This window comes from Alkalihalobacillus sp. NPDC127517 (assembly GCF_050276055.1).
In the GTDB taxonomy this organism is placed as follows: Bacteria; Bacillota; Bacilli; order Bacillales; family Bacillaceae_D; genus Alkalicoccobacillus.
In genome coordinates this window covers 223,143-245,359 of sequence record NZ_JBNNQX010000002.1, presented here as the reverse complement: position 1 = coordinate 245,359, position 22,217 = coordinate 223,143, and the positions used below count along the sequence as shown (strand labels likewise).

Sequence of the window (22,217 nt, the reverse complement as noted above, 5' to 3'; positions counted from 1 at the left end):
TATCAAACAAATTGGTAGTCTTTTTCTTATATAAAGATTGCTAAATACATATTAAAGGAGAGTAAATAATGACACAAACAGTTTTCAAACTTCAAGAGAATTCAAAAGTGCAGTGGTTAGGTGAGGGTGTAGTTGGGCAAGTGAAAAATGTAAATGAAGTAGGATTTAAAGTGTATTGGCCAGATGAAGCATTTGCTGTAGATTATTATTGGGAAGATACTAAGAACTTAACTGTATTTAATTAGGTTTAAATGAAAATATAAAATAAGAATCTAAAATTGAATAGAATAGAGGTAGTGTATGACTATATCAGATAAAATTGAAAAGCTCGAAATTTATACAAAAGTAAGCCTCGAAAGTGTTAGAGTAACTGATCATGCAATAGACCGAGCCATAGAGAGGTTCAAACTTGGCAAAAATAGAGACAAGGCAAAGAGTTGGATTACCAGTAAATTTCGATTTGCTAAATTTATAACTCAAACTAACGGTCAATATGGAGCAGGAAGGCTATTTACAGTAGGTGGTATAGGATTTATTTTAGAGATCGAGAGTGACCTTATCTTGACTGTTTATAGTATTGAAGCGCCAAAAGAGGTTAAGAACGACATAATGATATTTATTCAGAATAAAATTCAATCATTCTCTAGAAAACTTGATAAAACTACAAGAAAGCACGATAAGCAAATTGCTAAGTTGAATGTTGAGAAGACAGGGTGGCAAGAGAAGATACTTTATATGAGGTCTGAAGCAAAGATGAATACTGTTCGTGCTAGGATTAATGCCATAGATATTGAAATAACAATATTAAAAGAAGAGATTTTCGAATTGGAAACTAAGAAGAGTGCCTACATAATAAGTCAAACTGCAATGTTTAATACATAACTATAATTAAAAATATAAAACTAATTGAAGGGAATGATTGGAATGAAGTATAAGAACGGTACTTGGGTATTGTACGGTGACGAAAAGAAGCTTGGTTGGGTTAATAACGAATACGCTGAAGTTTACGCAAAATGGAATAAAGGCGAGGATCACTTTGGTTATGATGTTTATCTAGCCGAACGTATTAATAAGACAAGAACTGGTCTCATTCCACCTATCCCAGCGTACATAGATGAAATAGAAGAGGCTTACTCAAGCTTAACAGATGAAGACTTCGCTCACATGCAGCTATTAGCTGTAAATACGAATGACAAAGCATGGTTTGATGAATTAAGGATGATGAGAAATGCTTTACAAGAGATGAAACAAAGCGAGGAGGCTGAGTTATGGAAAACGTGAACGGTCGTTTATTAATTGGGTTGGCTTTAGGAGGGTGGATAGTCTTATCGCCTATATTATACTTGATGTATAAATGGTTACAGCTCATGTTTAATCAATTTGTCACAGGTAATTTACTAAATGTATTCCTACTTATATCGCCTTTGCTTATTACATACATAATCATTAAACTAATTAAGTTCAAATCGAAAGGTGGTGAAAATTATACCGTCACGAGATCTGAAAGTTAACATGTCACAGTCTGACTTAGATACTTTTAAAGGTTATTTGAAATCAATTGGCTTTAAAGTGGCTTCAATTGATCCAGCTCCCGGTGCTGATTATAAAATTAGCTTTAAGAATATCTATAATTACACTGGCTCCATCACATACATAACAATGGACGAAGGCTTTGTAGTTACTAATTACACAACTAACAGCGACAAGTTTGAAGAATTGTTTGTTGAATATTTTGCAGAAAAAGGCATGTCGATAAAAGAGAAGCTTCACCCATTCTTCATTAATTTGAACGCTAGAAGCGATTTGAGGGTTCTAAGGTTAGAAGTTGATTACTACTTAGTCGAATTGAACGACTTACTCAAATCTAGAGTTATTGATGACGAGTCAATTCTTCTTGTCAAAAACATTCTTACTGAACTCTCTGCTAAAATCAATGTTTTGGAAGGGGTTAATAAATGAGGTTGCTCGATAAAGAAGTAAAGCAGGGTGATTTCACAAAGCTGATTAACACACTGAAGAAAGATTACTTAGTACATTACAAGTATTATAATGATGAATCAACTAACCAAAATAAGCTGATGTGTATGATTTATAGGGGATTCAACTGCTCTAAGTTAATATTCATCAACCATAACAACACGTTGTATCTTGATAAGATTTCAAGTAAAGATAAGCAGCTAAACAATATAATCAATACGTACCTGAATACTCAAGAGAATTTTGCAACTGCAATTCAAGATGAGATCGACAATCAATTAAGCATTCTCAGCTTCGCAATTAGAATAGAAGATGATAAACTTAGAGGTAAGGCCAACAAGGAATTAACTCGTCTTCATAGCCTAATATACATATAAGAGAGTGATCCAATGAATACTCAAGAAATTATTAACCAACTAAGAAACGGAAGCATTAGTGAGTACAGAGTGGAGAAACAAGACTTCTTGGAATTTAGAGAAGAGTTGATTAAACAGGATGACTTTAAAAACTTTAGAGGCAACGCACAACATGGTGGGACTACTATCTTTACATACGAACCGGGCTGGAGTGCGTAAGCATTCCTTTCTAATTAATACATTATTAAAAATATAAAATAATATTACGGTCTATAAGGAGGTTTGCTTTGGCAATAGAATCTCAATTCTCGTACTGGGCAGAGGTGAAAATAGGTACAGGTAAAAGGAATTTAGGATTAGTACATGAGATGAATGATGGTTCGCTTTACTTCCAATCGCTATTTAATATTCAAAAAGGGCAGCGAGGTCAGAGGCTTACATACAGTTGGTCGTTGTATGAAGCAGAGAATACTTTTGAGTTAGATGTGTTAGATGAGCTAATTGACTTTGCTTTAGATAATAAAGATGAGAGAAGATTCTATGAGCTTGTACATATGAAGAATAAACTTGGCAAAGTGAAGCTGAGTCGTGGAACAATTGATGAAAATGAAAAGTGGGCTTGCGAATATGAAGGTGGTATGAAAGAAATGATCGTTTTTCTTGATAAAGAGCCGATTTAAAGCATAAATACAAAGTTTGTGAAATGTGACATCTTGTAACCGTTGGTACACAAGGGTTTGGAATTCAATTCACAAACTGTATTATTTTAAAATGCAAGTTTTTAAAGAGAATGAAAAAATAATATTGAGGAGAATGATAAATGGGTTTTAGAAGACAACTTAAGAAAGAAACAGGTAATTTCGACATAAAATCAAATCCTACGCTATTCGGCGAATGGCAAGAAGTTGATAGCGAGGTAAAGCTGGGTAAGTGGGCTGTTCCTTATTTAACGGAGTTTGCTAATGTTGTTAAAAACGACAAAATAATATCCGTAGAGCAGTTAAAAGATTGGTGCAGGAGTGTTGAGGATTTTCAAATGACTTTTCACCCTCTCGCATTCCATCCATATGCTAAAGATCTAACAGAAGAAAAACGATTCGTCATAAGAAAAATAACCGACTTAAAAAGAAGAACTGTTAATTACATAGAGAGCAAATACATAGAGGAGTATAAAACATCTAACGACCTAATGGAAGCAGCCAAAAAGCTTCCTTATACGCTGACTTTTACTTATGGTAGGAATAAAAAGAGCAAATCGTTCATTAGCTTTTTATCAAACTTAGAAAAAGAAAAGCTAGTAGAAGAGTTTAAAGAAAATAGAACGCTTTCTCTTAGCGTCGTTAATCCAGAGCTATTGGGTGTGTACAGCGATGTGCAATATTTAACTGTTTCTCGTATAGAAGAGGTCATACCAAGACCAAAAAACATGAAGAAAGCAAGCTTAAAGGGGTGAAATCAAATTGAATTACTATATAGAACGTGCAGAGAAGTTGAGACATCGCCTAAAAGAAGAGGGTAAAGAGGAGCACGGTATTCATGATTATGAGGTTATTGAGTGGTTATTAAAAAGAGCTGAACAGGTCAACTGGTTATATGGGAAACTTAATATCATCAGTAGAACAATTGAACAAGGTCGAGAAGAAAGTAAGGATAAGTTTGATTGAATAAATCGAGTATTTTAAAGTGAGAGGTTCAATCATAAACTAAATTATTAATATATAAAAAAAAATATAATGGAGGAATGAAAAATGTCTAAAACTATGAGCTATCGAGAATATAAATATAAAGAAGGTACTTTCTGGGAAGTTCTGCAGAAAAGCGAAGAAGGTGAAATGATGGAAATGGTTGAATGGCCGCATTCACAGAAGATCGTAAATAATGGTGATTATCATTTTTACTGGAATGAGAGCATGAAACCAGTTGTATTAAGTGGTGAATTTGTTGGCTCTGTATGGAAGATCTCGAAAGAAAGAGCATTTTAATGCGCTAAGGCATATCTAAGTTTAAATGATTCGAACTTAATTAAAAGATAAAAATAGGAGTGGTATAACAGTGTTGGATAAAACGGATCTAAAAGAAAAAATTATCAATCTTAGTTTAAATGAGGGCTTTGACATATATTTAAATGAGGGTTGGGGCTACTTATTCGGAGTTAGGCTGATAAGAGTGTTCAGTGAGGAGATTTATATTTTTGGTGAAATTGATTATATGAATTCTGATAATACCGGGTCGATTAGTACATATAAAAATCATCAAATTGACTTTCTTATGACTGCCATTGCTGAAGTTACAAGTGGCAACGAAGCAAAAATCATGAAGATGAAAGAAATTTAAAAAGGGAGCGAATAGATGAACTTAGACTACAACAAGTTACTTGATGATTGGGCAGAAGATTTACTAAATGAAGCTGAACGTTGGGGAGATAAGAAAAATCAACACGATGTTGGTAGCTATAAGTATGGATACTATCAAGGTATTTCTGAAGGATATTACATGGCCGTTTCGAAGCTTAATGGACTAGAGAAAAGAAAAGCAAGAAAGCATAAAATATAAGAGGAGATGTTTTATTTGATTATCACTAAACCAGTAAAGAACTTTTCAGGATACATAGAGTATAGCTATGATAAGAGTTTCGGATTAATGTATGACGAAATTACCGAAGAAGACAGAGAAGAGATGTTTGAAAGCGATACTTTTAAGTCTCTAAGTGAGTTGATAAAGAAGATGAGTCAAGAAACTTTAGACGAAATAAAGAATAAATTTAATGCATCGGAAGTTTGGATCTCATGCATATCATTTAAAGGCTCAAGTGAAGATAAGGAAACTATGGCAGATATCTCAGTATTTGACGAAGGTATTGGGAGAGGTCATATCGCTACAAAGATCCACGATGAAGATATTACTAATGGGGCACTGTTAAATATCAAAAAGATAAAAGAGATAGTAGATAATACAATTGAACATTATCCTGTTAAATACTAAGGAGGCTGGCAGTTTATATGAATGATGATGACCTAATGGAATACCTTATCGAAAGTGTACTAGCCCATGATGATAGTGATGCAATTATGGCAGAGATCAGAGATGTATTTCGTCGATTAAAAGTGTACGAAGATTATATAGAAGATAACAGTGTCGAGAGTATGCAAAAGAAAATGGAGCCTTACTACGAAGCGCTAGATGAGACTTTAAGGGAATCTGGATACTATGACGAAGAGGAGAATGACTAGTCGTTAAAACAAGTCATTTATAGAATATATAAAGTTAAGGAGTGTATATTATTAAAAATCTTGGATGTATCATAAAATACTCAGGTAAGCTACTTACTAAAGTAAGTAAATATAAAAATTGGGATGAGACACCTAGCAACACATTAGTCTTGAGGCAAATTAATGATACCGCTTTTGAAGATGTACTGCATTATTCTCTAGATGAAGAAGATTTTAATGATAGCAGTGTCACAATGTACCAGCCTTTAGAGAGCATTAGTGATAATAAAGAAATCACTAATTTGGTAGCAATTGATTTTTATACTGAATGGGAAAGATATTTTGAATATATTTTTGCATATAGAGACATCGAAGATTTGCATAAATTGATATGCTCTTTTGCAAGGGAGTTAGGAGTAAATTCAATTTCATATATAGATAGCGATCTAATGGCAGAAGTGGTGGTCAGAGTCGATAATCCAATTTAATTATATGATTCAATAAAAGAAACATTTTAAATCGAAAATATAAAGGAGGTGGGTATTTATGAGAGTGATAAATAACGACGCTTTGGTGTTTTTGGAAGAAGCAAAAGAAGCTTTTCTTGATGACTGAGATCTAGTCACATACAGAAATGTAGACTCTTCATACATAGCCTTGAGAGCGGGACATAAAGAAGAGGACATTATAATTTATGAATTAGGTGCGCCTGTCGGTAGGTTTTCTGATCAACTCGAACAAAGAGACACTAAGCTAATTCCAAAGAGTGACTATGTGATATACATGGAAGCTAACAGAGGAAGAAATTAAATTATGGAATTTAACTAAACTAAAAAAAAAATATATAAATTAGAGAGGGTGAGGTCATGAAACTAACAATCGAAAAAGAATATATACGACATGGAGTTGTATACCAATATGTGAGTGTCACTGTTGATAGTGTATTCTTAACAGCATTTAGAAAAAGCACTGAAAAAGATTATTGGGCAAGTATCGATAGCGATGAATTTTATCAAGAATAAGTTTTATCCAACAATTGGGACGATGCATATGAAAATTAATTTAATAAGGTGGAGATTGTATAAATAAGAAAGCAAAACAGGAGATTCTACGTTCGGTACGTATGGAGAATTCAAAGATCATTAAACAAGGTTGGTTAAATGAGAAAGTAGTTAGGGATCTTCATATGACCACTTCAATATACGATCACATACAAATGATAATTAACTATTATGATGATGAGGATGATCCTAGCAGAATTAACTGGATTGATATTGAAGGTATGGGCTATGGATGGGCTTGGAGCAACTATGAAGAAAAAGATTGGCATAAGGCTATGTGTAAGGTTGTTGCATACGAATCTGAGTATATCCTTAAAGATAATCTGAATACATACTACTTTGTTTATGATAATTCTGGAGTAAAAAACTATCACTTCGTGAATTTGAATCAATGGAGACAGGATACCATCTTTTCTTTCTCAGACAATGAAATGTTTTACTGAGATAAAGCGAAAAACGTTGATTTATCAACACTTTACAATCGCTAATTCTCTATAAAAGATGCGTTTTAATAAATTAAATCAAAGGAGTGTTTTGATGACAAATGAAATCCTTGAGAATATTGCAAATAACTACTTCAGCATTCTATCGGTCGAACAAGTAATGAATAAACTTCTTGGATACAATCATGATGATCAAGTATTAATCTACTCATCAACATATAAAGAAAACACTATTCTAAGCGGCGATTTCGATAGTGACAGAGGCTCATATGATAGGTTGTGTTTGGAACTAAGTGACAAAGAGGAATCGCCAGTAAAAACTGTCAGAGATTTATATCAGCTCTTTCAACAAGCTCTTAAGCAAGGGGAGATGGTTGGATATAAGGGCGGAGAGTACGGCATTTATGGACACACTGATGTAACTGTAGGCTTTTATAGCGAAACAGGAGATGCCGTTGTAGCTGTTAAGAAGATTGATGACAAGGTAACATTGATTTGTAAGTATGATTGGTGAGAACAGTAAGGAGGTAGATTAACATAAAAATAGATTATGCTTCAGATTTACACTTTAATCATTGGATGCTATGGACTCCCAATCAAGAAAAGTGGGAGAAGCGTTCAAGATCTTTAACTAATTTTCTAATTAGAAATGGACACGGAGAAGTCTTAGTGTTAGCTGGTGACTTTAGTGAATGGAATAATCAAACCGTATGGATTCTCGATGAAGCTTCTAAACATTATGAGCGAGTGTATTTCACCTATGGTAATCATGATTTATACCTAATCAGCAAGTCACAACGCAAGAAGTATGGAGACTCTTTAGGACGTTTAGACGAACTCTTAGAAAAAATGGCTTACCTAGATAACGTTATTCCACTCATCAAGTCTACTGACACTTATAAAGGCGTTACCTTTGCAGGAGATGTAATGTGGTATCTTCCTAAAGGCGTGAAGGATTGGAGTTTCTTCAATAATAACTCTAACGATTCTGCTTACATAAACATGAGTGGTTACTCTACAGAGGATATGGTAAGAAAAATGTGGTGGGATTCAATGAAATGGTACGACACTTTAGAGCATGAAGAGATAGACATATTTGTATCTCATGTGCCACCATTACATAATCCATTCACTTATCATGAACCAAATAGCTGCTATACGACAGAGGTACCATTCTTCAGCAGTAAGCATTGGATTTGTGGCCATGACCATCAACAAGGTAGCTTTGATAAGAGAGGGATAGATACTAAGTTTCATATGAACTCACTTGGCTATCCTCAAGAATATAGTAATTACAAAGCTGGTTCTAACGAATTACCTTCATGGGATATAGATCAGTTTAAGGAGTTTAAAGTGAGAACTTTTGAAATTTAAGAGAGTTCTCACAGAGCATTTCCAATACATAGTAAGGCAAAGTGTCACCTACCATTAATTTCGATGCAACACAGACGCTCTCACAAGCAATCAAAAACAGAAAGGATGATTAATTGAGCTTCTTTCCAGATGACATTGATGAGTATAAACTAGCTGAAACATTTAATTGTATCAAGCCAAGGTGTGCTGAAACAGATGAATTGATTGATACTCCTGACCGAGTATATCTAACCAAAGAAGGAGAATACGTTAAAACTGAAAACTTTGTACGCTTTGCAATGAAGGAATTGCTACAAGGAGAAGTGTTAGTGGATAAGTACGGTACATATGATAAATATATTTCGGTTGAGAGGTTAATCGAGTTTGAGTGAGTTGGAAAGTGAGTTTTAATATAAAAATATAAAATAAAGGTGTGATTTATTGACAGATAAGAAAACATTGAATTTAACAGTACAGGGTATTCCACCATCCTCGAATCATTACTTAGGATATAGAGGGGTTAGAAAAGGCAATGGCTGCATGGTAATGGCCTATACAAAAGCTGAAGCTAAGAAGTTTCAAAAAGAGTTTGCTAAGTACGCCAAGGAACAGGTTATAAAGCAAGATTGGGATATAGAAGATACTCGATACATACATCATTACTTAGATTGTATATTTTACTTTGATCGCACAGATAAGGACTCACAGAACTACATGAAAGTCATGAGTGATGTTCTTAATGGTATTGCATACATAGATGATAGAACGATCCTTACACGTACACATGAGCAATATTATGATAAAAATAATCCTCGTATAGAATTGAGTATTTATCCAGTTGAGTATAGAGGAATCTTTAAGAATGAGACTGAGTTAGATCAGTTTGAAGAAGGTTGTAAGTCGTGCACAAGGTACGGCAATAATTGTTCAATTCTAAAGGAGTCAAAGGAAGGTCGAATTAGAGAGGAAATACATAGAGAAGTTAATGGATTAAGATGTGATAAGTATAAGGAAAAGAAAACTAATAAGAAGGGATGATAAATATTCAGATACAAAAGGAACTACTCACCGTTACAGATATTCAAGATATTACAGGACTAGGGAGAGACACGGTATATCAACTTATGCATTCAGGAGAGTTTACAGTGTTACGTTTTGGCAGAAGTTTTAAAGCATTAAGAAAAGAATTTTACGATTGGCTCTATAACAAAAATAACAGTAATAGTTATACATATACATTGAAGGGTTAATTACCCTTCTTTAATTTTATATTTTTAATATTTGTGCCTCTATGTTAAAATAGATCGTACAAAGCCACAAGTTTAATGTTAGAGGTGATAGATATAACTAAGATTAGAAAAGACCCTAAGACTAATTTGTATTTCTTTGTCTTGGAGGCAGGTAGAGATCCATTTACCCAACAGAGAAAGCAGAAAAAGAGAAAAGGCTTTAAGTCTCAAGCTGAAGCAAAAGCAGCTATGAAGAAGCTGTTGGTCGAAATGGAGAATAGTACTTTTGATAGCTCTAGCTTAGATAAAGCTCCCTTAAGCATGTTTGCTAAGGAGTTTTTAAACAAAAAGAAAATCTCTGTTTCATACGCTACTTACTTTAGACTTGAACACTCTGTAAAACTTATAGATGAATACTTCAACAAAATGAAAATGTCGCATGTTGATGAAAGAGTGTTGGAAGGATTTATTCGTCATCTAATGGAGAAGAAAGGGTTAGCCCCTACATCTACTAGGCGTGTCTGGATTGCATTAAAAGGAATATTGAAGATAGCTTCTAGAAAGAAAGCATTCGATTATTCTTTAACTGAAGATGTTTCTCTACCCAAAGTAATACCTACTGCAAAGTTTTGGGAAGATGAACACTTTGAAAAGTTTCTGAATGCAGAGAAATTTATAGACAGAAAAATTTCACGTCACTATAATGCTTGCGCTTTGGCTCTACTCACTGGCATGAGGAAGCAAGAGATACTTGGATTAAAGTGGAAGGATATTGATTATGAGAATAAAAAACTCTACATCAGAAGAACAGTTGTACAGGTCGAGGGTGGATTTGATTTAGCGGATAAAGCTAAAACACAAACATCTTTAGGACAAGTTGATCTTCCAGATAAAGCTCTAGCCTATATTGATAAACAGAGAGAGCAAGTGGCCAGTGATAAAGAATTCAAAAAAGATAGTTATGAGGACAATGACCTTATTTTCTGTGCAAGGAATGGTAAGGTATTGACCCCAAAGCTAATTAATAATGGGTTCGACATTCTTATAAAACAGTTAGGCTTGCCTAAGATAAGATTTCATGACTTAAGACACAGTCATGCAACTTACTTAATGAGCAAGGGCGTTAATCCCAAAATCGTACAAGAGAGATTAAGGCACAAGAGTATTAAGACTACATTAGATGTATATTCTCATGCCTCACCAACTATGCAAAAAGAAGCAGCGAGTATCTTCGATAAATCTTTCAAGTAAGAAGATGTGACCTCTTTTTTTGAAGTGAAACGTGTCCTATCGGTGACCTCTATGTTTTTAAGGCGATTGAGGTAAAACGGCTAAAGCGTTGAAAGTATCGTTCCAACAGCGTTTTCTTCGTCAATCTCCACTTCAAAATCATGCTTTTCATAAAAATGGATGAGTCTATCTCGATGATTCCAGTCTCGTTTTACTAGATCTCCGGTAATCTGCTGGATATTCTGACGGCTTGCGTGTTCTTTTAAATAATTCATACAGATGCTGCCGAATCCACGATTTTCCTCACCCTTAATGTCATCAATATGAAGGGAAAAGGAATTATAGTATTCTGCTTGAATCGCAAATTCCCAATGCCCCGGGTAGGATGAGGTACATGTGTTAATCATAATTTGGCATGTATGGCCGTCATCAATTTGAGATACAATCACCCATTTTTCTTCCTTTGTCTGCTCTATCCCGAGCACCTTATGATCTTTGGCAATTTCTTTTAAGTTCTGTTGCATTCGAATCAGTTCAAATTCTTCATCACTGATTGATTGCTCAGGCCATTCATAGGCTGCCTCTTTCGTCAGGTGTTCTGTAGGCACCCAATCACTCCTTTACCGCTTTCTACTCACAAGTTTACTATTATAAAAGGCGAGTCCTATGAAATCAAGCAATCTGATATAATAGAAGAAAAAACCAGAAAGTGGGAGAGGGAATTATGGCCAAATCAAACCTTAAATGCGTGCATTGTCATATTGAAGTTCCTCATCGAAAGATTTATTTTAAAGGCATCGCTAATCGGAGAGTTGTTTGTCCATCATGTAATACAGAGCAACAGGTAGGTTTTAAAGTCTTGCTCATTCAATATCTATTCTTCGTAACGTGTATGATTACTATGATGGTTAATGTTAACTTTATGCAAAGCTTCATTATAAGCTATATAGTACTTGGACTCCTTTTGAGTCAATTATTTATGTTTGAACCCTTCAAAAAGCTTGAACCCATAAAAGAAAAGCAGCCTCATTAAAAAAGAGGCTGCTGAAAGCTTGTTCGGATGGAGAAAGGCTTAAGCGTTGATGCAACGGTTTCTGCATCGATATTTAATTCATATTCTTCAAAATTTGTACCAACCAGGCTTTCAATTTCACAAATAATGGTTGCCAGCTCCTTACTAACGTGAGTGGCTTTTTTGCCGTTATGCAGCTTTTTTAAGCATCGCGCGAATTCAGGATCAAGATTTTCAATATTTTCATAGATTCCTTCAATCGTTCCGTAGCGCTGGATTAATGGTAAGCCGGTCTTAGGGCCAATACCAGCACAACCAGGAATGTTATCACTTTTATCTCCAAGAAGAGCTTTTACATCAGGCCACTGTGAGGGCTCAATGCCATACTCGTCACGAAAATGTTGAATTGTATACGTTTCTTCCCCTTTTTTGCTTGCAATAATCTGTGAAGTCTGCGGACTTAAAAGCTGAAGAAGGTCTTTATCATTGCTGTAAATGTAGCATGGACCGGATTCTTCAAGCTCCCATAATCCAGCAATCGCTCCAATGGCGTCATCAGCTTCATATGGTGGTGTTGTTAGTTCTTTCATTCCTAATTCTTCAATTAAAGCTAAACACGTCTCATACTGCTGAATAAGTGGGGAAGGTAACTCGCCACGTGTGGCCTTGTAGTCTGGAAAGTTCTTGCGACGGATGGAGTCCTCACGTTTTACATCCCAAGCAACAGCTAAGTGCGTAATTTGGTGTTTTGTTACAAGCTGAAAAAGCTTCTGCCAAAACACTCTAAGTCCATTTGTATAAAGGCCATCCTCTGTTTTAGGAAGATCTTGTTCTTCTTTTCCATAAGCCGTAGCAAAATAGCCGCGGCTGAGTAAGTTAAAGCCGTCTATTAAAAGTAATGAGCGTTCCTGCGTCATATCATGCACCTCTATTTTTAATCATTAAAAGAATACGTCCAAAACCGTTCACGATGTAACCAAGCTAACGCTTCAGGATTACCTGCTTCCCATTTTGGTTCCATATCGGCAAGCATCCAAACCGTTTGAGAAAGGTGAGCGCGCATGGCATTCTTTTTTTGTTCAGCAAAATCACTTACATCATGGATGACATCAGGTGCACCAACTTCTTCTTCGTGACCGTTTGAAAACGCAACACAATACAAAGTAGGGCGTGTTTCTTTTGGTAGCTCAGAGAGTGCTGCAACAACTGCTCGACCGGTTGCTTCATGATCTGGGTGAACGGAGTAACCAGGGTAAAATGTAATAACGAGAGACGGATTTAATTCGTCTACTAAATTAAGAACAAGCTGCTTCATTTTCTCATCGTCTTCAAATTCAATGGTTTTATCTCGAAAACCCATCATACGCAGGTCTTGAATATCCATCGCTTTTGCCGCTTGCAATAATTCATTTTTACGGATACCAGGGAGTGATTCTCTTGTCGCAAATGGGGGATTCCCTAAATTACGGCCCATTTCTCCAAGCGTAAGACAAGCGTATGTGACAGGTGTTCCAGCTGCACGGTGAGCTGAGATTGTGCCTGAGACACCGAATGCCTCATCATCTGGGTGTGGGAATATTACGAGTACGTGTGATTCTTGTTTCATGACATTCATCTCCTACCTATTATTCAAATGGGGTTTCACTAATTTGTAATGCAACAGCTAGCTTTCCTTCGGCTCCGTGACCAGCTAGAAGTAATTGACCTTCTTGATCGTCCTCATAATGCGTAATTCCTTCAGCATAAACCCAGCCAATATCAATTTTTAATCCGACTCGGTACGGACCATCACCAAGGATTTTGCCGTGCTCTACGTGGACTTTTGCATTCCGAATATATGCACTCGCAGAAAAGAAATCTGCATTGTTGTGCGTTGCATAGGCGCCATTCGTCGTTTCTAAATGAATATAAACGGTTTGATCTGAGAACTTCTGTATTTGTTGTTGAACATCTTCTACATGTATAGGTTTCATTCGATTGTTATCCTCCAAGTGTTTTTAGTTATAAATTGACCCTACTATTAAAAAAAAGTTACAATAGAATGTATCTTATTATATTTCAAACATATGATACAGGCAATGAACGCGACTTTTTTAACTATATAGAGAGAGGGCATTCTTATCAAATGGAGGGTTGCTAGTTGAAGGCGATCATTGAACAAGCAGAATTATTAGTGAAAATTCTAGATTATACGAGAGTAGGAATTCTCGTAACAGATCCGGATTTGCCTGATAATGAAATTATCTATGTGAGCAAGGGGTTCACATCGATGACCGGGTATTCAATTGAGGAAACGTTAAACACCAATTGCCGGTTCCTACAAGGAAAGGATACAGATCCAGATGCGATCCGTCTTTTACGTGAAGCGATCATTGAAAAGAGATCAATTACAATTGAAATCTTAAATTATAAAAAAAATGGACAACCATTTTGGAACGAGTTAACGATTGATCCCGTATATCTTGAAAAAGAAAACAAACATTATTTTGTGGGTATTCAAAAGGATATCACCGATTATAAATTAACGGAAAATGAATATAAGCATTCCCTTGAACAAATTCGGTCCATATCTACACCAATTGTACCATTACTAGATGGGTTAGCTGTACTACCGCTTATTGGTCAAGTAAATGGAGAACGATTTACAGAGATGTTTAGCCAAATTACAACAGAAACAGTAAACGAAAAAATTGAGACATTGGTTTTAGATGTATCTGGATTACAAACATTTGATGATGAAGTGGTTGATGGTATTTATCGTTTACGTGACGTATTAACACTGATTGGAACGGAATTGATCGTTTGCGGAATGAGGCCAGATCTTGCAATGAAATCGATTCAGTTTAATCGACAAGGGTTACAATCGATCAAAACAGCGAGCTCTGTTAAACGAGTCTTGCGTGATTTAAACTTTGCCGAAAAAGGAGGTCATACATCATGAGACCATTACAACTTTCCCCAGAGAGTGCAGTAAAACTAGCGGCACATTTAAAGGTACCTGTTGAACATTTAGTGCATATGCCACAGCATATCTTGCTTGCAGAATTAACGAAGCTCGCACAAAAAGAGGATACGAAAGAAGATGAGGCCTGAGTGATTCAGGTCTTTTTTTGCAGGAGGTGAGTGCCGATGAATGATGACCGCCGCGAAGACGAAATTATGGAAGGAGAACCAGAGCCCGAAGACTTTTTGCCTGACGAATCCGAACGTAAAAAGCCTTCAAGATGGTGGGTGAAGTGTGCTGCTGTTTTTCTTGCTCTTATTTTACTTGGTAATGTGGGCGCGTTCTTACTGGAGTATTACGGGGCGGATGGCAGAGAGTTAATGGATCAATCTGAGGAGCTTTCTACACAACCTGATATTCAAGTGTATAAGGAAAGCATCGTTCATGTTCAAAGGACCGGTTCAAGAGGAACAGGTTTTTTCTATGGTGAGGATGGTCGGATTTTAACCAATCATCATGTGGCAGAGGGAGAAGGGCCACTCGTTGTTACAACGGTGAATGGTGAGAAGTACCAAGCTGATATCGTGCATGAAGATGAGGACTTGGATCTTGCTTTACTCTCGATCGAATCGAATCACTCTCACGAAGCGTTGCCGTTAAGTGATGCAGGAACGAGTGATCAACAATCCGTCTATATCATTGGTAATCCACTTCTTTACGATCATATTGCCATCACAGGACATATCACAGAGCATGAAGAACAGTATGACGCCATTCAAATTGATGCAAGCATCTTTCAAGGACATAGTGGTAGTCCGGTTATTTCCGAATCTGGAGAAGTTGTTGGTGTGGTCTATGCAAAAACGATTCCAGGGTTCTCAAGTGATCAAGACTCAGTGGGGCTTGCGATTCCGATTGATCGGGTTCACGCGTTTTTAGGAGAGGCAGATGATTAACTTTCAACTATGCGGGGTATAGTAGGGCATAGAGAGAAAGGAAGTGTAGTCATGAGCGAAAAAGAAAAGAATGAAAACAAATCGGGTGAAGAAGAAACAAAGGATTTGTTTGATAAAAGTCTAGAAGACGGAACCGTAGATCGTAAGAAAGAAAAAGATACTGAAGAGAAGTAAACATAATAGAAAACCCTTTGCCGAATGTGGCAAAGGGTTTTTGTACGTTAAAAGAACAGAATCGCTACAATCGTTGCGAGAATTAAACCGACCATAACGGGAATAAAACATTGCCGTACAAGCTCCACGACAGACACCCTTGCAAACCCGGCAACAGCTACAATGGAAGACCAAGCAATTAACGTCCCGCCACCAACCCAAACGGCGCCCATCTGCCCAATGGCTCCAAGCGTAGCCGCATCCATGCCAACAGATGGCGCAAGAGCCCCGGAAAGAGCACCGACAAGTGGTAATCCTGAAAACCCAGATCCATCTAATCCTGTAACCATCCCGACGAGCAACAGTCCAAACCCAGCGAAAATCGGATTCTCAGGAATGAACTGCTGCCCGGCTTCAACTAATTGAAAGAGAAAGGATGGCGCTTGCACACCCTCACCTAACGCAAAAATCTTAGCAGACATCTCGCCGCTTCCTAAAAAGAAAAAGCCGGCTATCGGAATCACGGGACCCATCGCCCGAAACGCAAAGACAAAACCTTCAACAAGGTGATCACTCACTTGATTTAAGGATTGTCGCCAGTTGTAAGCGACCGTTGCTGCAATCATGAGTAGAACAGCAATGCCCCCAATTAAAGCAGCTCCAGCCCCGCCTTCAAGCGTGACCCCATCTGTAAATGTTACATAAAGCATATAGACCATAATCGCCAAAAATGTAAGAGGAATCGCAATTGCGAAGAACAAACTAGTTGTCTTGTCTCGACTTGATTGAGCCCGCGGGTCAGGAGCCGTTGACTCACTGTGAGTCGCGTTCCACGCGTCTAAATGTGTAGAAGATGGTGTCTGAATCAACTTGCGAATCCGGAAATACGCAAGCGTAAGAGCCGTGATCCCAGTAATAAGCGATAAGATAAGTGCCTTATCCGCCACAGCAGAAACCTCAACATTGGCAGCCGTTGCTGTTAACATGGGAGCAATCTTAATCATATAATCAGAGGACAATGCCATTCCTTGCCCAGCAATCGCAATCGCTACCCCCGTAGCCATTGGAGGAAGTCCAGCTCTCACAGCTACCGGAATGAGGATCGCTCCGACCAAAGGTATCGCAGGCGTCGGCCAAAAGAACAACGAGATACCATACGTAATAAAAGCTAATACCCAAAACGACGAATGACCGGACTTCATCACATATCCAAACGGTCGCACCATTCGTTCATCTGCCTGAAGTGACCGAAGCGCATGAAGAAGAGCCGTCATCACCGTGATAATCAAGAAGATATTAAACAATTCCGCAGCCGCAACCAAACTCGCACTAAACGTCGTCTGCAGTCCTTCCACAAACGAACCTGTATACACCCATCCAACAAAAAAAGTCATAAACAGCGAAGGAACCAACACATTTTGCCGGAATAACATCGTAAAAATAATCAAAACCGTACCCGCCAGATACAGCCAGTGAGCAAACGTCAGCTCGACCATAGTGTTTCCCCTCCTAAAGCATTCGGTACAGTAGCCTATGTGAGGAGGGGTGGGGAGGTGAAATGTATTAGGTAAGAAAATAAAAAAATCGACGCATGCACGTCGATTAGTAGCTTACTATTTTTCTTTTGAATTTCCTTTGATAATCCAAACTTAGGGTCAACCAGTAGATAAAGCTAAATAATAAAAACGAACTCCATGTTTAATGAATATGGTTTTGTATTCTAAGCGTTTCTTCTTTTCATGTTTTTAACCAAAACCATGCGGTATCTCAGCAATCATATTATACGAATGATTAATTATCTATTTACATAAAATTCTTGAAAAACACTCATTATCCTTCCACTATAAAAAAGAAAATCTTAACCTATTTAATTCTGCTATAATATGGTTGGAGGGGATCAATATGGAATACAAAGTAATCAAGCTTCCTTATATAAACAGTAAGCGTGATCATAAAAAAGTAGCTGATATCTTAAACAAAGAAGCAGAAGAGGGATGGATGTTAGATCATATCCTACAGCCCTATATTTTCTTCGGATTTAGTTTCGGTGAGCACTCAGCTATACTAAAAAAGAAGTAATACATAACAGAGAGTCATCCAGAGGGGTGACTTTTTGTATGTTTAAAAAAGAATAGTATGTAATGAAAACTTTATAGCTCTACCTTACGTTCTTTTAATCGCAAATTGAAGGATCGTCCAAACAATAGCAAAGATTGCTGCAAAAACAATACGGTCTGCGAGTATTTCTCCAATGCTTGCATTGCTAAATATGAAGCCAAATATAACTGAAACAGTTAAAATGATTGCAAACGTAACCAAAGCATCAATAAAAAAGTTTTTATGTATCATGGGGACCTCCAATCTGGTATTAAAACTCTTTACCCTGAGAGTTAATGACAAAACATTGGAAGATTAGTCATTCTTATTTAAAAAAGTTTGAGGTCATGAAACGTAAATATGAGTAAAAAGAAAATAATGGTGTGAACCAGTATTCTATTTCAATTCAGTAAAAGAAGTACTACATACATCACAAAAGCAAAGGATAAAGATGTTATGATTACATCTAACCATTTTTTAGACATCGAATTCCCTCCAATTTATTACACCTCATTTCCCGCTAACGTCAGTCTTAAAACTGTAGCTCGTTACTTTCAGAACGTAAGTGGTTTATGGTAAGTAATAAGAGAAATCTAATTGGATGTAATATGGTTTCTAAATCTACACTCAATAAAAAGGGGTCACTATTATGAGTCAGGGGATACCATCTGTTATTGTAGGTTCGAGGTGTTTGGACTGGTATAATGTCATAATTCAAAGTGACTTTGAAGCAGCGACTAGACTTAAAAATGAAGTGACAGAGATGATTAATAACATGGAATCTGATCACAATGTCACTGCATTTTATCAACTCTTATCAGTTCGCCATAACCTACTAGTAAAACAAGCATCAGATCAATCACTACTTATATCTTCAGAAAGTGACAACGAGTCCTACTTGAACTATATGTATTATTTTATAAGAGGACAACAAGAGTTCTATGAGGGCAAGTATACATCTGCGGTACGTTTGTATACTAAAGCGGAGTCGCTATTAGATTCTGTAGAAGACCAATATGAGCGGGCAGAGTTTTTTCTTCGCTTAGCTGATGGTTACTATCGTATCAATCAATATACGTTCGCAGTAACATATGTGGAACAAGCTATGGAATTGTTTGAACAGAATTCAAAGTATCAAAATAAAGTGTTAAATGGCCATTTGTTATTAGCAGCTATTGATTCAGAGTTAGGGAAATATGATCAAGCTGAGGTACGTTATTATAAAGCGTTATATCAAGCAGAAGACTTTCCTAAAGTAAAAGCACTCATTCTACGAAGCTTGGGATTAAATCGATTAAGACAATACAAGTATAAGGAAGCAAAATCTCTCTTTCTTCATGCTCTAAGCATTAAAGAGCATATGCTAACAAAGGTAGGAAATAAAACGAAAGCAGATCTCGCTTTTGTTCAATTACGATTAGGAGAAATAGAGCCTGCACAGACTTCATTAAAAGATATTTGCGACTGGATAAAGCAAGACAATGAATATCACGCAAAAATGCTAATCTATCAAGATGTGTATGTGGGCGCATATGAAAGTGGAATGAAGGAAGGATTTAAAGAGTTAATTCAACATCAATTGTACTTTGATGCCGAAGAAATTGCACTCGAACTCGTTTACTATTATGAGGAACGTGAGCAATTTTCAGAAGCACTTTATTTTTCGAAACTGGCCCTTGAAATGAATGTGAAAAATCATCAACTAGGAATGAACGATCATATGTAATAACGCGAGCGATCACTTGGATTCAGAGTCTGTTGTTCTCATTTCACTTTACAATGGTAGAAGAATAACATATGAACTCGTTCGAACATCTAAAGCGGGTGATTAAAATGAACATAATAAGCGAATATTCATATGTGATCATTTCACTAATCCTCCTCTCATTACTTGCTGCATGTGAATCCAAAATAGAAGATGTTGAATTTGTGGAAAGCTTTACAATGAACGAGCCTGTCAAAAACTTTAATCTGGTTTTAACGAATGAGGGTTCTTCATCAATTGAAATAACGTATGATATACGGTTTCATGATGATGAGGTTGATGCTTATTTTCAAGAGTATATGTTACCAGGTCAAATCGGAGAGTTTTCCACTGGGCCTATCATAATCGAATCTGATCTGGAACAAACGAACAGTGTCACGTTTAATGAGACATTTCCAGCAGAGTTGCTTAAACGAATGGATCACTTCACTTTAACGATTTTTGATGGGAATGATGAAAAGAAGATCATTCATGTTCATACTGAGTAACTTTTTGCGCAATGGCATACATATTTTTTTCGTCTTGGCAAACCATACCAGTAAATCAATCTGGGAGGTATGTACGTTGAAACGTATTATCTTTTTTATAAGTATCTTGCTTGGCTTACTCACACCTATCCATTTCGCAAAGGCGGAAGAGCTGGTTTCGAAGGTTGAAACACCGGACTGGGTGGTTGAAGTGTATAAAACAGACTTTAGTCGGGATCAACAGCAAGCGAAATGTGATGAAGGTTGCTCTAATTTCCATATCGTGACGATTAACAAAAGTAGAGAAAAAACGAATGTTATGACCCTTCACACATACCGCAGTGAGGCTACTCCATCTGGTTTAGAAAAAGAGGGAGGTTTCTTCCGAGAAACAAAGGACGTCCTTAAAAGTCATTAAGTTTTAACAAGCTTTACGAATTTTCCTATATCTAAAAAAGAGAATGCATTGGAAATCTTACTCGTATGGGAAGATGAGAAGACAGATCATTTTAATGAGTTTAAAGAAACAATCATTGTTCCAATTGAGCACAACTAAAATAATTAATTTCACGTACCATATTTCAAGCAATAAAGTGTAAAGAAAGAAAACAAAATATGAACCGAATGAAGAGTTTATTAAAGTACATCGAGACAATTGATTGAGAGATCGACTTTCGGTATTCTAGTGATGAGAAAGGTCCCTCACACTCTCGCACCACTTATTTTGTTTTGCAAGAGCTCGATTCGGATCCTTTTTTTATATTGTTTAAAAGCCTATCCTTTTCGGATAGGCTTTTTTGAAATGGACATAGGGTTAAAAGATTGGAAAGGGTGTAGTCAAGCGTCAGCCCAATCAATCAAATCAAGCTTACATATACTATTAAGAATTTCTGATGTTCGTCAGAGATTTCAGTTGCTACTATCTGTAGCAAAAAATATGGAGGGATGCTGGATGAACAATCACCAACATTTAATAGAAGTTGTAGTTGGTAAAATTTTGGATAAATATGACGTCAATGTAGATCAAACATTAACGTCTACAGAAAAAGTGAAAGTAAAAGGGACCGTTTTAGACATTCAAGCAGAAGTGGAGAAATTTCTAAGTAATTTAGATATGGATGTTCCAAGCCTTCCAACACTGGATACAACGCTAATGACAAAAAGTTTAACAAACAAGCTTACTCCAAAAGAGGTTGAAGTGGAGGAAAGTTATGTGGTAGAGAGAGACCCTAGCACTGCTTATGGTGAACCAGTTGCTAGGATCAAACAATCTAAAAATTCGGGACGTTTTGTGAATCGTAGAAAGTTTTAGTCGGATGGTCTGATTCGTTCGTCCAAGCAATCTAATCTTTTAGACATACCTTAAATTAAATCCTAATGAAAGGGGAATGAACATGAGTGACAAACACGAAGTAGAAGAAAGAAAAGAGGGTTCTGAAAGAAGATGGTCTGCACTAGATCCAGATGCATGTCATCCAATGGACCGTGGAGGAAAAGAAACTCAAGGCGCAACACAAGAGAATAAAACCCTTCAATTATCTGAAGAGTACATCCTTATTAAGGATTCTTGTGATGTAACCGTAAACTCTACTGATACAAAAGCCGCTCTTTCTCTTCAAGCATCACTTCAAACAGCTATCGCTTTAGTCATCAGCATTTCGATTGCAGATAGTGAAAAAGCAGAGAAGATCACACAAGAACTCCTTCAAAGCTCTAAAATCAAGCAACTAAGCTACCAAAAAACAGTCGTTGAAAATTCTAAAAACGTAGAAGTAACAACTGTTGATACACAAATTGCTATCAACATTCAACTTCTTCTACAAATCCTTCTTGCTTTACTTGTAAGACTAGACATTCTATAAGGATGAGTTACTAGGTAGGGGAGCGGATTGCTCCTCTACTTATTTTGGGTTCACTCATTCATCTCTATATGTTACAGTGGCTCTATTATTAATTAGGAGTGAT

General features: G+C 36.6%; 39 protein-coding genes. 33 read left to right on the top strand and 6 right to left on the bottom strand.

Going from position 1 to position 22,217, the window contains the following annotated elements; genetic code table 11:
• Positions 1-68 precede the first annotated feature (68 nt).
• From ACQKKO_RS03235 to ACQKKO_RS03125, 23 genes are all read left to right on the top strand, one after another.
• Positions 69-245 carry a hypothetical protein gene (locus ACQKKO_RS03235; RefSeq protein ID WP_498644270.1) on the top strand — a complete coding sequence of 59 codons (177 nt, stop codon included), beginning with the start codon at positions 69-71 and terminating at the stop codon, positions 243-245.
• A gap of 55 nt (positions 246-300) precedes the next feature.
• Positions 301-882, top strand: coding sequence for a hypothetical protein (locus tag ACQKKO_RS03230; RefSeq protein ID WP_498644268.1), 582 nt, complete (start codon positions 301-303; stop codon positions 880-882).
• 42 nt (positions 883-924) lie between these two features.
• Positions 925-1,281 (top strand): hypothetical protein, encoded by a 357-nt coding sequence (locus ACQKKO_RS03225; protein WP_498644266.1) that lies wholly within the window; start codon positions 925-927, stop codon positions 1,279-1,281.
• 231 nt (positions 1,282-1,512) lie between these two features.
• Positions 1,513-1,959 (top strand): hypothetical protein, encoded by a 447-nt coding sequence (locus tag ACQKKO_RS03220; RefSeq protein ID WP_498644264.1) that lies wholly within the window; start codon positions 1,513-1,515, stop codon positions 1,957-1,959.
• On the top strand, positions 1,956-2,354 hold the full coding sequence (locus ACQKKO_RS03215; RefSeq protein ID WP_498644262.1) for a hypothetical protein: 399 nt from the start codon (positions 1,956-1,958) through the stop codon (positions 2,352-2,354). The genes ACQKKO_RS03220 and ACQKKO_RS03215 overlap by 4 nt, the downstream gene beginning before the upstream one ends.
• A gap of 12 nt (positions 2,355-2,366) precedes the next feature.
• Positions 2,367-2,552 (top strand): protein YkzS, encoded by a 186-nt coding sequence (gene ykzS / locus ACQKKO_RS03210; RefSeq protein WP_498644260.1) that lies wholly within the window; start codon positions 2,367-2,369, stop codon positions 2,550-2,552.
• Positions 2,553-2,620: 68 nt separating this feature from the next.
• Complete coding sequence (locus ACQKKO_RS03205; protein ID WP_498644259.1) at positions 2,621-3,013, top strand: IDEAL domain-containing protein; 393 nt, start codon at positions 2,621-2,623, stop codon at positions 3,011-3,013.
• Positions 3,014-3,153: 140 nt separating this feature from the next.
• Positions 3,154-3,786 (top strand): hypothetical protein, encoded by a 633-nt coding sequence (locus tag ACQKKO_RS03200; RefSeq protein ID WP_498644257.1) that lies wholly within the window; start codon positions 3,154-3,156, stop codon positions 3,784-3,786.
• Positions 3,787-3,793: 7 nt separating this feature from the next.
• On the top strand, positions 3,794-3,997 hold the full coding sequence (locus ACQKKO_RS03195) for a hypothetical protein (protein ID WP_498644255.1): 204 nt from the start codon (positions 3,794-3,796) through the stop codon (positions 3,995-3,997).
• Positions 3,998-4,081: 84 nt separating this feature from the next.
• Positions 4,082-4,315 carry a hypothetical protein gene (locus ACQKKO_RS03190; RefSeq protein WP_498644253.1) on the top strand — a complete coding sequence of 78 codons (234 nt, stop codon included), beginning with the start codon at positions 4,082-4,084 and terminating at the stop codon, positions 4,313-4,315.
• Between the two features lie 70 nt (positions 4,316-4,385).
• Positions 4,386-4,667 carry a hypothetical protein gene (locus ACQKKO_RS03185; RefSeq protein ID WP_498644251.1) on the top strand — a complete coding sequence of 94 codons (282 nt, stop codon included), beginning with the start codon at positions 4,386-4,388 and terminating at the stop codon, positions 4,665-4,667.
• Positions 4,668-4,682: 15 nt separating this feature from the next.
• Positions 4,683-4,886: a hypothetical protein gene (locus ACQKKO_RS03180; protein ID WP_498644249.1), complete on the top strand. Its 204-nt coding sequence runs from the start codon at positions 4,683-4,685 to the stop codon at positions 4,884-4,886.
• A gap of 15 nt (positions 4,887-4,901) precedes the next feature.
• A complete protein-coding gene (locus ACQKKO_RS03175) occupies positions 4,902-5,315 on the top strand; it encodes a hypothetical protein (RefSeq protein WP_498644247.1) in 414 nt (137 codons plus the stop codon).
• 17 nt (positions 5,316-5,332) lie between these two features.
• Positions 5,333-5,563 (top strand): hypothetical protein, encoded by a 231-nt coding sequence (locus ACQKKO_RS03170; RefSeq protein WP_498644245.1) that lies wholly within the window; start codon positions 5,333-5,335, stop codon positions 5,561-5,563.
• Between the two features lie 41 nt (positions 5,564-5,604).
• Entirely contained in the window at positions 5,605-6,030 is a 426-nt protein-coding gene (locus ACQKKO_RS03165) for a hypothetical protein (RefSeq protein ID WP_498644243.1), read from the top strand.
• A gap of 378 nt (positions 6,031-6,408) precedes the next feature.
• Positions 6,409-6,564 carry a hypothetical protein gene (locus tag ACQKKO_RS03160; RefSeq protein ID WP_498644241.1) on the top strand — a complete coding sequence of 52 codons (156 nt, stop codon included), beginning with the start codon at positions 6,409-6,411 and terminating at the stop codon, positions 6,562-6,564.
• A gap of 164 nt (positions 6,565-6,728) precedes the next feature.
• Entirely contained in the window at positions 6,729-7,046 is a 318-nt protein-coding gene (locus ACQKKO_RS03155; protein WP_498644239.1) for a hypothetical protein, read from the top strand.
• 94 nt (positions 7,047-7,140) lie between these two features.
• Complete coding sequence (locus tag ACQKKO_RS03150; RefSeq protein ID WP_498644237.1) at positions 7,141-7,560, top strand: hypothetical protein; 420 nt, start codon at positions 7,141-7,143, stop codon at positions 7,558-7,560.
• 23 nt (positions 7,561-7,583) lie between these two features.
• Positions 7,584-8,420 (top strand): metallophosphoesterase family protein, encoded by an 837-nt coding sequence (locus ACQKKO_RS03145; protein WP_498644654.1) that lies wholly within the window; start codon positions 7,584-7,586, stop codon positions 8,418-8,420.
• Between the two features lie 113 nt (positions 8,421-8,533).
• Positions 8,534-8,791: a hypothetical protein gene (locus ACQKKO_RS03140; RefSeq protein ID WP_498644235.1), complete on the top strand. Its 258-nt coding sequence runs from the start codon at positions 8,534-8,536 to the stop codon at positions 8,789-8,791.
• A 49-nt stretch (positions 8,792-8,840) separates the two neighbouring features.
• Entirely contained in the window at positions 8,841-9,437 is a 597-nt protein-coding gene (locus tag ACQKKO_RS03135) for a RusA family crossover junction endodeoxyribonuclease (RefSeq protein ID WP_498644233.1), read from the top strand.
• On the top strand, positions 9,434-9,649 hold the full coding sequence (locus ACQKKO_RS03130) for a helix-turn-helix transcriptional regulator (protein ID WP_498644231.1): 216 nt from the start codon (positions 9,434-9,436) through the stop codon (positions 9,647-9,649). Before ACQKKO_RS03135 ends, ACQKKO_RS03130 begins: the two co-directional genes overlap by 4 nt.
• Positions 9,650-9,724: 75 nt before the next feature.
• Positions 9,725-10,879 carry a site-specific integrase gene (locus tag ACQKKO_RS03125; protein ID WP_498644230.1) on the top strand — a complete coding sequence of 385 codons (1,155 nt, stop codon included), beginning with the start codon at positions 9,725-9,727 and terminating at the stop codon, positions 10,877-10,879.
• 80 nt (positions 10,880-10,959) lie between these two features.
• Here the strand turns inward: ACQKKO_RS03125 and ACQKKO_RS03120 are convergent, their stop codons facing one another.
• From ACQKKO_RS03120 to ACQKKO_RS03105, 4 genes are all read right to left on the bottom strand, one after another.
• Positions 10,960-11,466: an N-acetyltransferase gene (locus tag ACQKKO_RS03120; protein ID WP_498644228.1), complete on the bottom strand. Its 507-nt coding sequence runs from the start codon at positions 11,464-11,466 to the stop codon at positions 10,960-10,962.
• 421 nt (positions 11,467-11,887) lie between these two features.
• The gene (locus tag ACQKKO_RS03115; protein WP_498644227.1) at positions 11,888-12,787 is read right to left on the bottom strand and encodes a 5'-3' exonuclease; all 900 of its coding nucleotides are present in this window, start codon (positions 12,785-12,787) and stop codon (positions 11,888-11,890) included.
• A 17-nt stretch (positions 12,788-12,804) separates the two neighbouring features.
• A complete protein-coding gene (gene bshB2, locus ACQKKO_RS03110; RefSeq protein ID WP_498644224.1) occupies positions 12,805-13,476 on the bottom strand; it encodes a bacillithiol biosynthesis deacetylase BshB2 in 672 nt (223 codons plus the stop codon).
• Positions 13,477-13,495: 19 nt separating this feature from the next.
• Positions 13,496-13,843, bottom strand: a complete 348-nt coding sequence (locus ACQKKO_RS03105) for a YojF family protein (RefSeq protein WP_498644222.1) — start codon at positions 13,841-13,843, stop codon at positions 13,496-13,498.
• 167 nt (positions 13,844-14,010) lie between these two features.
• Here ACQKKO_RS03105 and ytvA point away from each other — a divergent pair, with 167 nt between their 5' ends.
• Genes ytvA through ACQKKO_RS03085 form a run of 4 tightly spaced genes read left to right on the top strand, consistent with a single transcriptional unit; the run spans position 14,011 to position 15,944 of the window.
• Entirely contained in the window at positions 14,011-14,811 is an 801-nt protein-coding gene (ytvA, locus tag ACQKKO_RS03100; protein WP_498644220.1) for a YtvA family blue-light photoreceptor, read from the top strand.
• Positions 14,808-14,963 carry a YycC family protein gene (locus tag ACQKKO_RS03095; RefSeq protein WP_498644218.1) on the top strand — a complete coding sequence of 52 codons (156 nt, stop codon included), beginning with the start codon at positions 14,808-14,810 and terminating at the stop codon, positions 14,961-14,963. Before ytvA ends, ACQKKO_RS03095 begins: the two co-directional genes overlap by 4 nt.
• A 36-nt stretch (positions 14,964-14,999) precedes the next feature.
• Positions 15,000-15,770, top strand: coding sequence for a S1C family serine protease (locus ACQKKO_RS03090; protein ID WP_498644216.1), 771 nt, complete (start codon positions 15,000-15,002; stop codon positions 15,768-15,770).
• A 51-nt stretch (positions 15,771-15,821) separates the two neighbouring features.
• Positions 15,822-15,944, top strand: a complete 123-nt coding sequence (locus tag ACQKKO_RS03085) for a hypothetical protein (protein WP_498644214.1) — start codon at positions 15,822-15,824, stop codon at positions 15,942-15,944.
• Positions 15,945-15,991: 47 nt separating this feature from the next.
• Here the strand turns inward: ACQKKO_RS03085 and ACQKKO_RS03080 are convergent, their stop codons facing one another.
• Positions 15,992-17,419, bottom strand: a complete 1,428-nt coding sequence (locus tag ACQKKO_RS03080; protein ID WP_498644212.1) for a hypothetical protein — start codon at positions 17,417-17,419, stop codon at positions 15,992-15,994.
• A 406-nt stretch (positions 17,420-17,825) separates the two neighbouring features.
• On the opposite strand from ACQKKO_RS03080, the gene ACQKKO_RS03075 reads away from it, so the two are divergent.
• Entirely contained in the window at positions 17,826-18,002 is a 177-nt protein-coding gene (locus ACQKKO_RS03075; protein ID WP_498644210.1) for a DUF4177 domain-containing protein, read from the top strand.
• Between the two features lie 84 nt (positions 18,003-18,086).
• Here the strand turns inward: ACQKKO_RS03075 and ACQKKO_RS03070 are convergent, their stop codons facing one another.
• Positions 18,087-18,272, bottom strand: a complete 186-nt coding sequence (locus tag ACQKKO_RS03070) for a hypothetical protein (protein WP_498644208.1) — start codon at positions 18,270-18,272, stop codon at positions 18,087-18,089.
• A gap of 397 nt (positions 18,273-18,669) precedes the next feature.
• On the opposite strand from ACQKKO_RS03070, the gene ACQKKO_RS03065 reads away from it, so the two are divergent.
• From ACQKKO_RS03065 to ACQKKO_RS03045, 5 genes are all read left to right on the top strand, one after another.
• Entirely contained in the window at positions 18,670-19,746 is a 1,077-nt protein-coding gene (locus ACQKKO_RS03065; RefSeq protein WP_498644206.1) for a response regulator aspartate phosphatase, read from the top strand.
• Between the two features lie 107 nt (positions 19,747-19,853).
• Positions 19,854-20,273 carry a hypothetical protein gene (locus tag ACQKKO_RS03060; protein WP_498644204.1) on the top strand — a complete coding sequence of 140 codons (420 nt, stop codon included), beginning with the start codon at positions 19,854-19,856 and terminating at the stop codon, positions 20,271-20,273.
• Positions 20,274-20,349: 76 nt separating this feature from the next.
• The gene (locus ACQKKO_RS03055) at positions 20,350-20,670 is read left to right on the top strand and encodes a hypothetical protein (protein WP_498644202.1); all 321 of its coding nucleotides are present in this window, start codon (positions 20,350-20,352) and stop codon (positions 20,668-20,670) included.
• Between the two features lie 534 nt (positions 20,671-21,204).
• Positions 21,205-21,564, top strand: coding sequence for a hypothetical protein (locus ACQKKO_RS03050; protein WP_498644200.1), 360 nt, complete (start codon positions 21,205-21,207; stop codon positions 21,562-21,564).
• Positions 21,565-21,646: 82 nt separating this feature from the next.
• A complete protein-coding gene (locus ACQKKO_RS03045) occupies positions 21,647-22,114 on the top strand; it encodes a spore coat protein (RefSeq protein WP_343130539.1) in 468 nt (155 codons plus the stop codon).
• Positions 22,115-22,217 lie beyond the last annotated feature (103 nt).